The sequence below is a fragment of the Actinoplanes palleronii genome (assembly GCF_016862315.1).
Classification (GTDB): domain Bacteria; phylum Actinomycetota; class Actinomycetes; order Mycobacteriales; family Micromonosporaceae; genus Actinoplanes; species Actinoplanes palleronii.
Genome location: NZ_BOMS01000092.1, coordinates 1 through 13,951 on the forward strand (window position 1 = coordinate 1; position 13,951 = coordinate 13,951).

Below are 13,951 nucleotides of genomic sequence, written 5' to 3' on the forward strand. Positions count from 1 at the left end.
CTCGCGGCGGGGAGCCGGATGGGAGCGGGCTCCCCGCCGCGACCCCGGCGTGATCATGCAGGTGGCTAGGATCGACGAGGGGAGCGGTCTTGGGTAGAGACCGGGGGACATGGGGAGGCGCAGTGCCGACGATCAACGACGTCGCCAGGGCGGCCGGTGTGTCGCCCAGCACGGTGTCGTACGTGTTGAGCGGCCGGCGTCCGATCTCCGCCGAGACCCGGGCGCGGGTGCAGGCCGCCATCGCCGAGCTCGGGTTCCACCCGCACGCCGGCGCGCGGGCCCTGGCCAGCAGCAAGACCAACGTGCTCGCGCTGGTGGCGCCGCTGCGGCTGGACGTGAACGTACCGGTGATCATGCAGTTCGCCACCGCGGTGGTGACCGCGGCCCGGTCGTTCAACCACGACGTGCTGCTGCTGACCAAGGACGAGGGCACCGCAGGCCTGGAACGAGTGGCGCACAGCACCATGGTCGACGCGTTGATACTGATGGACATCGAGCGCGACGACGTGCGGTTGCCGGCCATCCGCCGCCTCAAACAGCCCTCGGTCCTGATCGGGATGCCCGCCGACCACGCCGGAATAGCCTGCGTCGACCTGGACTTCGAGGCCGCGGCCGGGCTCGCGCTGCGGCACCTGGCCGGGCACGGGCACCGGCGGATCGGCCTGATCGGCCCGTCGCCGGCCGTCTACCGGCGGCAGACGACGTACGCGGACCGGTTCCTGGCCGGCTTCCTGACCGCCTCGGCCGAGCTGGAGCTGCGCACGGTGACCCACCCGTGCGAGCCGGGCGCCGACGGCGTCCGGGCCGCCCTGGCCGACCTCGACACCGAGCTGCCCGGGATGACCGCGCTGGTGGTGCACAACGAGGAGACCCTGCGCCCGCTGCTCGACCTGCTGCGCGCGGCCGGCCGCCGGGTCCCGGAGGACATCTCGATCGTCGCGGTCTGCCCGCGGGACGTGGCGATGAGCATGCCGGTGAACCTCACCTCGATCGACATTCCGGCGCACGACGTCGGCACTCTGGCGGTGGAGACCGCGATGCGGTTGCTGGACGGCCGCCGGGTCGAGTTCACCCGGTTGCTCGAGCCGGGTCTGGTCGAACGGTCGAGTTGCCGCGAAATCCCGCCGTCACACCGTTGACATCTGCGTCACTGATTTCATAGCGTCTGCGGCGAGGTCGTTGTCGAAGCGCTTCGACATTTCCTGCGAGATTGTCGAAGCGCTTCGACGACACCCTTCCTGGTTGAACTCACCTTGATCAGTCCCCCTGGGAGGACGACATGGCTATTTCTCGGCGCGGTTTGCTGGCCGGCTCCTTTGCGATGACCGCCGCGCTCGCCCTGGCCGCGTGCGGTGACGACGGTGGCTCCTCCGACTCGACCGAGGGCGCCGACGCCAAGACCCTCACGCTGTGGCACTACGAGGGCCCGACCAGCGCGATGGGTATCGCCTGGACCAAGGCCATCGAGATCTTCAAGGCCAAGCACCCGGGCGTCGAGGTGAAGTTCGAGGAGAAGAGCTTCGAACAGATCCAGCAGAACGCCCAGATGATCCTGAACTCGGACAGCGCGCCGGACATCCTCGAGTACAACAAGGGCAACGCGACCGCCGGCCTGCTCTCCAAGCAGGGTCTGCTCACCGACCTCAGCGACCAGGTGACGAAGTACGGCTGGGACAAGAAGCTGAGCGGCAGCCTGCAGACCACCGCCAAGTACGACGAAGACGGCATCATGGGCACCGGCAAGTTCTTCGGCGTGCCCAACTACGGCGAGTACGTCATGGTTTATTACAACAAGGCGATGTTCGAGAAGTACAAGATCGCCGTGCCGACCACGCTTGCCGAGTTCACCGCGGCGATGGACACCTTCGTCAAGAACAAGGTCACCCCGCTGGCCGTCGGCGGCGCGGAGTACCCGGCTCAGCAGATCCTCTACGAGCTGGCGCTCTCCAAGGCCGACCGGACCTTCATCGACGACTACCAGCTGTACAAGAACAAGGTCGACTTCAACGGCCCGGTGCTCACCTACGCCGCGGACACCTTCGCCGACTGGGTCGCCAAGGGCTACATCAGCAAGGACTCGGCCGGCATCAAGGCCGAGGACATGGGCGTCTCCTGGGAACAGGGCAAGTTCCCGATCCTGATCTCCGGCAGCTGGTGGTACGGCCGGTTCGCCAGCGAGGTGAAGAACTTCGAGTGGGGCACGTTCCTGTTCCCCGGCAACACCCTGCACCCCGGCTCCAGCGGCAACCTCTGGGTGGTACCGGAGAAGAGCAAGGCCAAGGCCCTGGCGTACGACTTCATCGACATCACCATGTCGCCCGAGGTGCAGAACCTGCTCGGCAACAGCGGCGGTGTGCCGGTCGCGGCCGACCCGGCGGCGATCACCGACGCCAAGAACAAGGAACTGATCGAGAACTTCAACAAGATCTCGACCTCGGACGGTCTGGCGTTCTACCCGGACTGGCCGGCGCCGGGCTACTACGACGTGATGGTCAGCGGCACGCAGAGCCTGATCAACGGGTCCAAGACGCCGAAGGCGATGCTCGACGAGATCGCCAAGCCGTACAACGAGAACCTGGCCGACCTCGGTAAGTAGGCGTTTCGAACCGGGGCGGGCGGAGACGCCCGCCCCGCGGAAAGGACCGGGCGCATGGCCGGCAGCACCAAGAACCGCGGCTACGCGGTCTACCTCATCCCCGGGATCATCGCCTCGACCTTGGTGATCATCGTTCCGCTGGTGATGACGGTCTACATCAGCTTCACCAAGTGGACCGGGATCGGCAGCCCCCGGTGGGTCGGCTTCGACAACTACACCCGGCTCTTCGAGGACGCGAACTTCTGGGCGTCCTTCGGGCACATCCTGTTGCTCATCCTCGCGATGGCGGTGGTGCCGACGTTCCTCGGGCTGGTCCTGGCCGCGGTGCTGTTCGACTACGTCGCGAAGAAGTTCAACGACCGCTGGGCCTCGGTGCTGCGCTCCGGGTACTACCTGCCGCAGGTGCTCCCGGTCGCGGTCACCGGCATCATCTGGGGCTGGATCCTGCACCCCAGCTACGGCGCGCTCAACAAGATCCTGGAGACCGTCGGGCTCGGCTCGCTGGCCCGCAACTGGCTCGGCGACCCGAAGTACGCGCTGTACAGCGTGATGGCCGTGATGATCTGGTTCCAGCTCGGCTACCCGATCGTCATGTTCATGTCCGGCCTGCAGCGCATCGACCCGGAGCTGTACGAGGCGGCCGACCTGGACGGCGCGTCCTGGTGGCAGCGGTTCCGGAAGATCACCATCGCGATGATCCGCCCCGAGCTGTACGTGGTGCTGGTGACCACCACGATCGCGTCCCTCAAGATCTTCGGGCAGATCTTCGTGCTCACCCGGGGCGGCCCGAGCAACGCCACCCTGGTGCCGTCGTACTTCGCGTACAAGAACTTCTTCGAGAAGGCCCAGGTCGGGTACGGCTCGGCGATCTCCACCGTACTCACCATCCTGATCGTCATCCTGGCGATCGTCTTCCTGCGGCTGCAAAACCGTGCCGAGCGGAGCTGAACCCATGACCGTCACCGCCACTCGTGCACCACGACGTCGTACCGAAGAACGCCCCTCGCTCCGGCAACGTCACCCGGCGCGCTTCTTCATCCTCACCGGCCTGCTCATCCTGCTGCTGCTGATGGTCGCGCCGCTGCTGGTGGTCGCGGTCAACGCGGTCAAGAGCCCGGCCGAGTACGCCGCGAACGGCCCGCTGTCGCTGCCGCACCACCTCTACTGGGCCGGCATCGTCGACTTCTGGAACCGGGTCGACTTCGGACTCAAGCTCTGGAACAGCTTCATCACCAGCCTGGTGGTGGCGGTGCTCGGCGTGGTCCTGTCGGTCTTCAACGCGTACGCGCTGGGCATCGGCCGGGTCAAGGGCCGGACCTGGTTCCTGGTGTTCTTCCTGGTTGCCAACCTCCTGCCGCAGGAGGTGCTGGTCTACCCGCTGTACTACCTGTCGAAGCAGATCGGCCTCTACGACAACCTGCTCGCCATCATCATCATCTTCACCGTCGTGCAGAGCGCGTTCGGCACCTACCTGCTGACCTCGGTCTACACCGAGTTCCCCAAGGAGCTGCTGGAAGCCGCGTCGATCGACGGCGCCGGCAAGTGGCTGTCGCTGTGGCGGGTGGTGGTGCCGGTCAGCCGGCCGACCCTCGCGGTGCTGTTCACGTTCTTCTTCATCTGGACGTGGAACGAGTTCTTCCTGCCGCTGGTCTTCCTGATCTCCAACGACAACCAGACCGTCCCGGTGGCCCTCGGCGTGCTGCAGGGCGACCGGATGATGGACGCCACGACCACCAGTGCGTCCGCGCTGATCGGCATCATCCCGGCGATGGTCTTCTTCCTGATCTTCCAGCGGACCCTCACGCGCGGCATCGCCGCCGGCGCCATCAAGTGACCTGAGAAGGACAACCATGAAGTTCACCGACGGCTATTGGCGTAAGCGCGACGGCTACCAGGTGCTGCACCCCGCTCAGTTCCAGGACAGCGCGCCGGGCCCGGACTCGCTGACCGTCTACGCCGCCACCCGCAAGGTCCTCGACCGCGGCGACACGCTCGACGCCCCGCTGATCACGATCGGCCTGGAGTCGCCGGCACCGGACGTCATCCGGGTCACCCTCGAGCACTTCCAGGGCGGCCGCCCGCGGACACCCAGCTTCGCGATCACCGGCGAGCCGGTCGAGCCCGGCGTCTCCGCCACGTCGTTCACCTCGGGCGCGCTGACCGCGCAGATCCGCACCGGCGACGAGTGGGGACTGGACTTCCTCGCGGACGGGCGGCGGCTCACCGGCAGCGGCTGGAAGGGCACCGGCATCGTCACCGGCCCGGACGGCGCCTTTGTGCACGAGCAGCTCGACCTCGGTGTCGGCGAGGTCGTCTACGGGCTCGGCGAACGCTTCGGGCCGTTGGTCAAGAACGGCCAGAGCATCGACATCTGGAACGAGGACGGCGGCACCAGCAGCGAGCAGTCGTACAAGAACGTCCCGTTCTACTTCACCAACGGCGGGTACGGCGTCCTGGTCGACCACCCGGGCAAGGTGTCGTTCGAGGTGGCCTCCGAGATGGTCACCCGCACCCAGTTCAGCGTGGCCGGGCAGGCGCTGTCGTACCTGGTGATCTACGGGCCGACGCCGGCCGACGTGCTGCGCAAGTACACAGCGCTGACCGGCCGGGCGGCGCTGCCACCGGCGTGGTCCTTCGGGCTGTGGCTGACCACGTCGTTCACCACCTCGTACGACGAGGAGACGGTGAACAGCTTCATCGACGGGATGGCCGAGCGGGACCTGCCGCTGTCGGTCTTCCACTTCGACACGTTCTGGATGCGCGAGTTCAACTGGTGCGACTTCGAGTGGGACACCCGGATCTTCCCGGACCCGGTGGGCATGCTGAAGCGGCTGGCCGACAAGGGACTCAAGGTCTGTCTATGGATCAACCCGTACATCGCGCAGCGTTCGCCGCTGTTCGCCGAGGGCAAGGCGAACGGCTACCTGGTGACGACCGAGGCCGGTGACGTCTGGCAGTGGGACCGCTGGCAGGCCGGGATGGCCCTGGTCGACTTCACCAACCCGGCCGCCCGCGAGTGGTACGCCTCGAAGCTGCGCGCGCTGGTCGAGATGGGTGTCGACGCGTTCAAGTCGGACTTCGGCGAGCGCATCCCGGTCGACGGCATCGTCTGGCACGACGGGTCCGACCCGGAGCGGATGCACAACTACTACACGCAGCTCTACAACCAGGTCGTCTTCGACGTGCTCAAGGAGGCCCGGGGTGAGGGCGAGGCGGTGCTGTTCGCGCGCTCCGCGACCGTCGGCGGGCAGATGTTCCCGGTGCACTGGGGTGGCGACAACACCGGCAACTTCGCGTCGATGGCGGAGAGCCTGCGCGGCGGGCTGTCGCTGATGTCGTCCGGCTTCGGGTTCTGGAGCCACGACATCGGCGGCTTCGAGGGGCTGCCGGACCCGGCCGTGTTCAAGCGCTGGGTGGCGTTCGGGCTGCTGTCGTCGCACAGCCGGTTGCACGGCAGCAAGTCGTACCGGGTGCCGTGGAACTTCGACGACGAGGCGGTGGACGTGCTGCGCTCGTTCACCCACCTCAAGTACCGGCTGATGCCGTACCTGTACGGCGCGTCCCGGGAGGCGCACCTGACCGGCCTGCCGGTGATGCGGTCGATGGCGATCGGATTCCCGGGCGACCCGGCGGTGGCCTACCTGGACCGGCAGTACCTGCTCGGCGGGGACCTGCTCGTCGCGCCGGTGTTCAGCGCGGCCGGCGACGTGCAGTACTACGTCCCGGCCGGGTCCTGGACCCACTACCTGACCGGCGAGGTCGTGCAGGGGCCGGGCTGGGTGCGCGAGACGCACGGGTTCGACAGCGTGCCGCTGCTGGTGCGGCCGGGTGCGGTGATTCCGGTGGGCGCGCGGCAGGACCGCCCGGACTACGACTACCGGGACGGCGTGACGCTCCGCTTGTTCTCGCCCGCGGAGGGGCGGACCGCGGTGGTGGTGCCGGGGCCGTCCGGGGCGGACACGGTGTTCGCCGTGGTCCGGGACGGCGACGAGGTGCGGATCGGGCGCAGTGGCGAGGCCCTGCGGTGGTCGGTCCAGCTGGGCGACGCGGTGACCGAGGTGGCCGCGGATCAGGACAGCTGCACCCTGACCCTGGGCTAGCAGCGCACGGTGACCGGCGGGATCCAAGAGAGCCCGCCGGTCACTCCTGCGGGAGCATTCCCCGCGGGACCTGGTTACGGATCTCCGCGACGACTTCCGGCGCGATCTTGTCGTCGTTGTCGAGACGGTCCAGCAGCAGCCGCATGTAGTTGCTGACGGTCACCTCGTCCCAAGACTGGACCAGGGCGGGAACGTCGGCGGCCCGCTGGTAGTCGTCGGCCGACGGCGCGGGGTGGGCCAGGATCCGCAGCAGCAGATGTGCGGCCGAGTCCACGCCGGACCCGCCGAACGTGTTGACCGTGGCCGGCAGGTGGGTGACGAGTGGTTCCAGGGCGTGGTGGACCAGGTCGTCGAGGACGCTGCACTGGAAGTAGGACTTCAGGCGCAGCTGCTCCGGATGCAGGTCGGGCAGGGTGAAGAAGCTGCCCGGGTCCACGTTCAACGTCCAGTCCAGATCGAGAGCCGGAGCGACGGACGTGCTGTAGAGGCTGAGCCGCAGGTCGCGCCGGTTGCCTGCCCAGGTCCGCTCCAGGGAGATCATGTCGACCACGCTGGTCCAGGCGTCGGTGCTCAGCTGGGACCGCCACAACAAGGCCTGCGCGTGCCACGCGTCCACCGGGTCGGGCGGCTCCGGATACAGCTCGCTGCCCCGCACGTCACCGAGACAGAGCGTCAGCAGCAGCAGGTTCGCCGCGTAGGTCGCGTACCGCGCCGGCACACTCGGCGACTGCGGCTGGTAGGCCGGGTAGCGCGCCGCCGGGGGAGCGTGGTTGACCGCCCGGTACAGCCGCACCAGCAGACCGCGCAGGCGCTCCCGCTCGTGGTCGTCGGTCGCCGCGGCCAGATGCGCCAGGAAGTCGATCACCGGCGCCCGCACGCTCAGCGGCTGGAACGAGAGCAGCGCCCGCAGCAGCTCGTCCTCGGCCGGCCCGGGGTGGAACGACGCCGACGCGGCCGCGTCCCGCACCGCCAGGTCCTGGAGCACCTGCCAGCTCAGCCGCGCGACCAGGTATTCGCCGAACGTCGCGTGCAGGAACTCGTACGTCTGGAAACGGGTCTCGTCCCCGGCGGACCTGGCCCGATGGATGAAGAAGAAGCGCCCGAGCGTCAGCTCGGCCTCGGGAAGCGGCGCCCGCAGCCCGGACGCGGCGCCCGGACCGACCGGCCCGGTGATCTGCAGGGCGGCGATGTCGCGCTCGAGATCGGACTCGGTCACCCACTGCGCGGCCCGGTTGAACATCGCGAACGCCACCACCGAGAGCCGGCGCAGCTCGTTCTCGACCGCGGCGGCCAGCTCCCGGTCGGGCAGGCCCTCCCGGTGCTTGGTGATCTCGCGCAGCGCGAAGCTGCGCAGCAACTGCTCGTAGAGCTCGTCGGCGCGCAGGTGCGGTCCGGAGCGCTGCAGCACGTTGCCGTCCGCGTCGTAGAGCGCGAGCATCAGCAGCAGCAACGGCTGCCCGGCCAGGTCGCGGTGGGCGAGAACGGTCTCCGCGGCGAGCGGCTTGAGGTGCCGGGCGGCGAAGTTCGCGGCGTTCACCCGGTTCCAGATGTCCAGCCAGGCGATCACCCGCTCGTCGTCGAACGGTTCGAGGCGCAGCGCGACGGTCTCCTCCGGGGTGCGGGCCCGGTCGGCGACCGCGGTCCGGCTGGTGACGATCACCGCGACCGGCCGGCCCTGGTCGGCCTCGCGGCGCTGGAACCGGGCGACCCGGGTCAGGTAGTCGGTGTGGCTCACCCCGACCGCCTGCAGCAGCTCGTCGAAGCCGTCGAGCAGGACGACCGGCATCGCGTCGCCGGCCGAGCGGGCCAGCGCCGGCCACTCCACCCGCTCGCCGGTGGCCTCGCGGATCGCGTGCTCGATCTGGTCCTGCACGTCGTCGAGGGTGGGCACGTCACGCAGGATGACCCGGATCGGCAGGAAGTCGGCGGCCGGGAGCCGGGCGGCGAGGACCCGGGTGAGCACCGACTTGCCGGACCCGGGCTGGCCCAGCACCAGCAGCGGGGCGCGCACCGCCTGCGGCGAGGTCAGGTGCCCGAGCAGGAACTCCGGCAGGTCGTCGCGGACCGGCCGCGCGTCCCACCAGGACTCCTCGCTGACCTGGTCGTTCGCCCGGACCGCGACCGCGCGGAACCGGGGCGGCAGGTAGCCCTCGCCGAGCTCCGGCACCCGGATGCCGTCCGGGACGTCACCGGACTCGACGATGCGGCGGCCCAGCTCGGCGCGGTAGGCCAGGGCCAGGCCGGCCCGGCGCTGGTCCGGCGCGCGGCCGGTGGAGATCGCGGTCAGGGTCTCCTCGAGCCCGGCCAGGGCGGTCCGGGTGGCCCGGTGCTCCCGCTGGCTGGCCCAGCAGGCCACCTCGGGGAACTCGCCGGCCAGCTGGCGGAACAACTCCTCGTACCGCAGGACGGCGCGGGCCGGGACGGCGCTCATCGCGTCGTAGAAGGTCTTCCGGCGGCCCACGGTCAGGCGCTCCCAGACGGCGAGCCCGGCGGTGAACGTGGTGATCGATCCGGCCAGGCTTCCGTAATAGGCGGTCAGGCTGAGCAGATAGGTCTCCGGGGCGATCAGCGGTGACGGCAGCATCATCGGGGCCTGGTCGACCGTCGCCGGGATCGCCCGGTCGGCGAGGGAGCTCTGCTCGGCCTTGGTCAGCTCGAGATCACCGAACCGGAACGGCAGCCGGGCCTGCTCCATCGCCTCGAAGAACGCGGTGACCACGAGCACCGCGTGCGCCGCCTCCAGCCGCTCGGTGCGGCTGGCCCGGGACAGGCCGCTGCGCCGCTCGGACAGCGTGCGCACCAGCTCGTGGCTGAGCCGCACCAGCTCGCCCTTCGCGTCGAAGAGGCCGAGCAGCACCGGCGCCGCCGGCGTGGCGACCAGCAGCGCCCCGCCGACGATCTTCTCGACGGCGCTGACGAGCTTGCTGTCCTGCCCGCCGAGCAGACGAACCGCGTCCAGGTATCCGAGCAACCGAGCCATGTCGTCCATCATGGCCGGTGATCGCCACGGCTTCTCCTCGGTGCTCGCGGGGTGGGGCGGAATGCCGTAAGTTACCCGCTGGTAACAGTCTTTCAAGGAGGCAGCATGCCCACGCTCGAGCGGCACGACGACGTCTTCGTTCTCGATCTCGGTGACACCGAGAACCGGTTCCACCCGGACTGGCTGACCGCGGTCGGCGCGGCGCTCGACGAGGTGGAGAAGGCGGACGGCGCGAAGGCGCTGGTCACCACGGCGACCGGGAAGTTCTTCTCGAACGGGCTCGACCTGGACTGGCTGGGCGCCACCGGCGGGGACCTCGCGGAGTACGCGCTTTCCGTACAGGAGCTCTTCGCCCGGATTCTCGGTCTTCCGCTGCCGACCGTTGCGGCGTTGCAGGGGCACACGTTCGCGGCCGGTGCGATGCTGTCGCTCGCGCACGACTTCCGGGTGATGCGGGCCGACCGGGGCTTCTGGTGCCTGCCCGAGGTGGCGATCAACATCCCGTTCACCCCCGGGATGGCCGCGCTGATCCAGGCCCGGCTGACCCCGCAGGCCGCGCACGAGTCGATGACCACCGGGCGCCGGTACGGCGGGGCCGACGCGCTCGCCGCCGGGATCGTCGACAAGGCGGTGGCCGAGGACGCCGTCCGGCCCACCGCGATCGGGATCGCCGCGTCGCTCGCCGCCAACGCCGGCGAGACCCTCGGTGCGATCAAGACCCGGATGTACGCCCCTGTCCTCGCCGTCCTGCGCGACCGGGAGGGCCCGCTGGGCTGAATACCGGTTGTTCACTCGCAACGGAGGGTGCGCCCGGCCCCTCCCCGGGTAACGTCCCGGACGGAGGGGCCGAAGGACCCTGCCACGCGGGGCCCGGGCCGGGAAAAGTGAAGATCGAAAAAGCCTTCAGGGGAGGAAAGATCGTGACCGCTGTGCTCGACCACGAGGACCTGGTGCGCAAGCTCGCCCAACCCGACGACGCCGAGGTGGCGAGTCTCGACGCATGGTGGCGGGCGAACAACTACCTCACCATCGGACAGATCTACCTGCAGGCCAACCCGCTGCTGCGTGAGCCGCTGGCGAACGAGCACATCAAACCGCGGCTGCTCGGCCACTGGGGGACCAGTCCCGGCCTGTCGTTCGTCTACGCCCACGTCTCCCGGCTGATCAAGACCACCGGGCAGGAGGCCATCTACCTGGCCGGTCCCGGTCACGGCGGGCCGGCCCTGGTCGCCGCGGGATATCTCGAGGGCACCTACTCGGAGATCTACCCGAAGGTCAGCCAGGACGAGGACGGCCTGCTCCGGCTGTTCCGCCAGTTCTCCAGCCCGGGCGGCATCCCGAGCCACGTCTCGGTGACCACCCCGGGCTCGATCCACGAGGGTGGCGAGCTGGGCTACGTGCTGGTGCACGCGTTCGGTTCGGTGATGGACAACCCGGACCTGCTGACCATCGCGATGGTCGGTGACGGCGAGGCGGAGACCGGCCCGCTCGAGGGCTCGTGGAAGGGCATCTCGTTCATCAACCCGGAGCACGACGGCGCCGTCCTGCCGATCCTGCACCTGAACGGCGCCAAGATCGCCGGCCCGACGGTGCTGGCCCGGAAGGACCCGGCCGAGGTGCGCAAGCTCCTCGAGGGCCACGGCTACGAGATCATCGAGGTGAGCGGGGACGACCTGCCCGGCATGCACCACCGGTTCGCGGCGGCGCTCGCCGAGGCCTGGGGCAAGATCCGCTCGATTCAGACCGCGGCACGTGAGGGCAGCTGGGACGGGCAGCGTCCGCACTGGCCGCTGATCATTCTTCGTACGCCGAAGGGCTGGACCGGGCCGGAGAAGATCGACGGCATCACGGTGACCGGCACCTGGCGGTCGCACCAGGTCCCGCTGTCCGGGGTCAAGGGCAACCCCGCGCACCTCAAGGACCTGGAGACCTGGCTCAAGTCGTACCGGCCGGAGGAGCTGTTCGACGCGACCGGCGCACCGACCGAGCTGGTCAGGCAGCTGGCGCCGGAGGGTGACCTGCGGATGAGCGCCAGCCCGCACGCCAACGGCGGGCTGCTCACCAAGGACCTCGACCTGCCGGACTTCCGCGACTACGCGTTCGACGTGAAGCAGCCGGCCGCCGAGCACGCCGAGTCGACCCGCAAGCTGGGCGAGATGATGCGCGACATCTACACGCGCAACCCGGACCGGTTCCGGCTGTTCTGCCCGGACGAGACGAACAGCAACCGGCTCGGCGCGGTCTTCGAGGTGTCCGACCGCGGGTTCATGGAGTCGGTCAACGCCGACGACGTGAAGATCAGCCGCAACGGCCGGGTGATGGAGGTGCTCTCCGAGCACAACTGCCACGGCTGGCTCGAGGGGTACAACCTGACCGGCCGGCACGGCATGTTCGCCACCTACGAGGCGTTCGCCATGGTCAGCGCGTCGCAGACGATCCAGCACGGCAAGTGGTTGCAGGAGGCCAGCCACCTCGACTGGCGGGCCAAGGTGCCGAGCCTGAACATCCTGCTCACCTCGACCGCCTGGCGCAACGACCACAACGGGTTCTCGCACCAGGGCCCCGGCCTGATCCAGAACGTGCTGACCCAGCGCGGCGACGTGGCCCGGGTCTACCTGCCGCCGGACGCGAACACGCTGCTCTCGGTGGCCGACCACTGCTTCCGGTCGCGGTCGTACATCAACCTGATCGTCATCGACAAGCAGCCGCAGTTGCAGTTCCTCACCATGGACCAGGCGATCGAGCACTGCACCATCGGCGCCGGGGTCTGGGAGTGGGCCGGGACCGACGACGGTTCCAGCGATCCGGACATCGTGCTGGCCTGCGCCGGCGACGTGGTGACCATGGAGACCGTGGCCGCGGCCCGGATCCTGCGGGAGAAGCTGCCGAACCTCAAGGTGCGCGTGGTCAACGTGGTCGACCTGATGACCCTGCCGCGGCCCAAGGACCACCCGCACGGCATGAGCGAGACGCTGTTCCGCGAGCTGTTCACCGACCACGTGGACGTGGTGTTCTCGTTCCACGGCTACCCGGGCGCGATCCACCAGCTGGTGCACGGCCGGCCGGACGCCGACCGGTTCCGGGTGCGCGGCTTCATCGAGCAGGGCACCACCACCACGCCGTTCGACATGACGGTGCGGAACAAGGCGTCGCGGTACCACCTGGTGATGGACGCGATCAACAACGCCAGGCGGCTACCGAGCGGCGCGACCGAGGTCAAGGCGTGGTGCGAGGCCCAGCTGGCGAAGCACGAGGCCTACGTCGTGGAGCACCTGGAGGACATGCCCGAGGTGCGCGACTGGTCCCTCGGCGACTGGGCGCAGAGTTGATCTAGCGGGGTCCGGCCGCCGCTTCGCCTAAGAAAGTAGGGGCGAGGGGGCGGCTGACCCTTCCTTTCGACGTCGAGCCGGGAGAAGGTGAAAGGCACACGCCTACTCGACGTTGAGGAAGGGGATCCCGGATGGCCGCTACCCGCAGCCCATGGCCGACGACCCGGCAGGGTTCGACCCAACATCCCGTGCCCACGCTGCAATATCTGCTGCGAGCCCGAGGCCACACGGTCACCGTGGACGGCGTCTTCGGCGCGCAGACCGGTGACGCGGTCCGCGCCTGCCAGCGTGCCAAGGGCCTCCCCGACAACGGCGTCGTCTGCGCGGAGACCTGGCAGGCCTTGATCATGAAGGTCGGCCCCGGCGCGGTCGGCAACGCGGTGCGCGGCGTCCAGCACGAGTTCCGGCCCGGTTCGGACCCGGACGGCGTCTACGGCCCGGCCACCGAGTCGGCGGTCCGCGCCTTCCAGTCCTCGGTCGGCCTGCCCGCCGACGGCGTCGTCGACGCACCCACCTGGCAGGCCCTGGTGTGCGGCTCGGTCGGCTCCCTGCAGCAGGCCGCCTGACATAACGGCAGGTCAGCGTCCTCAATCGACGCTGACCTGCCGGCTTTTCTGGTCTACACTCCCGGCTTCAGTTGATCTTGAATTCGGGGGCCGACATGTTCGACGACTACGATCCCGCCGTGGTTTTGCTGCTCACAGGCATCTGGTACCTCCTCTGCACCGGCGCCGTCCTCGGCGCGTTGTACCTGGTGGTCCGGACCGCGGTCCGCGACGGCATCAAGCTGGCCGCCGCCGACAAAACCCCGGTTCGGCGCGAGACCGCCTGAGCTTCCGGCCCTCATCCGGTACGTATACGGAGCGCCCGCCCGCAGGCTACGAGCCGAGTCCCGCCCGTGAGGCGAACGCGAGACCGCGGCTGGCAGCGGCCGTGGCGCGCCCCC

10 protein-coding genes are annotated in these 13,951 nt (G+C 69.2%); 9 read left to right on the forward strand and 1 reads right to left on the reverse strand.

Annotated elements, in window-relative coordinates:
• The first annotated feature begins 122 nt into the window (after nucleotides 1-122).
• The 5 genes from Apa02nite_RS29110 (at nucleotide 123) to yicI (ending at nucleotide 6,696) form a co-directional block, all read left to right on the forward strand.
• Complete coding sequence (locus tag Apa02nite_RS29110; RefSeq protein ID WP_067692045.1) at nucleotides 123-1,139, forward strand: LacI family DNA-binding transcriptional regulator; 1,017 nt, start codon at nucleotides 123-125, stop codon at nucleotides 1,137-1,139.
• A gap of 140 nt (nucleotides 1,140-1,279) precedes the next feature.
• A complete protein-coding gene (locus tag Apa02nite_RS29115) occupies nucleotides 1,280-2,596 on the forward strand; it encodes an extracellular solute-binding protein (RefSeq protein ID WP_203827858.1) in 1,317 nt (438 codons plus the stop codon).
• 54 nt (nucleotides 2,597-2,650) lie between these two features.
• Nucleotides 2,651-3,544 (forward strand): carbohydrate ABC transporter permease, encoded by an 894-nt coding sequence (locus Apa02nite_RS29120; RefSeq protein ID WP_067692039.1) that lies wholly within the window; start codon nucleotides 2,651-2,653, stop codon nucleotides 3,542-3,544.
• 4 nt (nucleotides 3,545-3,548) lie between these two features.
• Nucleotides 3,549-4,430, forward strand: a complete 882-nt coding sequence (locus Apa02nite_RS29125) for a carbohydrate ABC transporter permease (protein ID WP_067692036.1) — start codon at nucleotides 3,549-3,551, stop codon at nucleotides 4,428-4,430.
• A gap of 16 nt (nucleotides 4,431-4,446) precedes the next feature.
• The gene (yicI, locus tag Apa02nite_RS29130; protein WP_203827859.1) at nucleotides 4,447-6,696 is read left to right on the forward strand and encodes an alpha-xylosidase; all 2,250 of its coding nucleotides are present in this window, start codon (nucleotides 4,447-4,449) and stop codon (nucleotides 6,694-6,696) included.
• A 40-nt stretch (nucleotides 6,697-6,736) separates the two neighbouring features.
• Here yicI and Apa02nite_RS29135 read toward each other — a convergent pair whose 3' ends face one another.
• Nucleotides 6,737-9,676 (reverse strand): NACHT domain-containing protein, encoded by a 2,940-nt coding sequence (locus tag Apa02nite_RS29135; protein WP_203827860.1) that lies wholly within the window; start codon nucleotides 9,674-9,676, stop codon nucleotides 6,737-6,739.
• A gap of 105 nt (nucleotides 9,677-9,781) precedes the next feature.
• On the opposite strand from Apa02nite_RS29135, the gene Apa02nite_RS29140 reads away from it, so the two are divergent.
• From Apa02nite_RS29140 to Apa02nite_RS29155, 4 genes are all read left to right on the forward strand, one after another.
• Nucleotides 9,782-10,453 carry an enoyl-CoA hydratase-related protein gene (locus Apa02nite_RS29140; protein WP_203827861.1) on the forward strand — a complete coding sequence of 224 codons (672 nt, stop codon included), beginning with the start codon at nucleotides 9,782-9,784 and terminating at the stop codon, nucleotides 10,451-10,453.
• 143 nt (nucleotides 10,454-10,596) lie between these two features.
• Entirely contained in the window at nucleotides 10,597-13,005 is a 2,409-nt protein-coding gene (locus Apa02nite_RS29145) for a phosphoketolase family protein (protein WP_203827862.1), read from the forward strand.
• Between the two features lie 188 nt (nucleotides 13,006-13,193).
• Nucleotides 13,194-13,571, forward strand: a complete 378-nt coding sequence (locus Apa02nite_RS29150) for a peptidoglycan-binding domain-containing protein (protein WP_239164645.1) — start codon at nucleotides 13,194-13,196, stop codon at nucleotides 13,569-13,571.
• A 119-nt stretch (nucleotides 13,572-13,690) separates the two neighbouring features.
• Complete coding sequence (locus tag Apa02nite_RS29155) at nucleotides 13,691-13,837, forward strand: hypothetical protein (RefSeq protein ID WP_203827864.1); 147 nt, start codon at nucleotides 13,691-13,693, stop codon at nucleotides 13,835-13,837.
• The last annotated feature ends 114 nt before the right edge of the window (nucleotides 13,838-13,951 follow it).

Coding starts and splice junctions, on each gene's coding strand:
- Apa02nite_RS29115 (WP_203827858.1), top strand. CDS start 1,280: ATGGCTATTTCTCGGCGCGGTTTGCTGGCCGGCTCCTTTGCGATGACC.
- Apa02nite_RS29120 (WP_067692039.1), top strand. CDS start 2,651: ATGGCCGGCAGCACCAAGAACCGCGGCTACGCGGTCTACCTCATCCCC.
- Apa02nite_RS29140 (WP_203827861.1), top strand. CDS start 9,782: ATGCCCACGCTCGAGCGGCACGACGACGTCTTCGTTCTCGATCTCGGT.
- Apa02nite_RS29135 (WP_203827860.1), bottom strand. CDS start 9,676: ATGGCTCGGTTGCTCGGATACCTGGACGCGGTTCGTCTGCTCGGCGGG.
- Apa02nite_RS29125 (WP_067692036.1), top strand. CDS start 3,549: ATGACCGTCACCGCCACTCGTGCACCACGACGTCGTACCGAAGAACGC.
- yicI (WP_203827859.1), top strand. CDS start 4,447: ATGAAGTTCACCGACGGCTATTGGCGTAAGCGCGACGGCTACCAGGTG.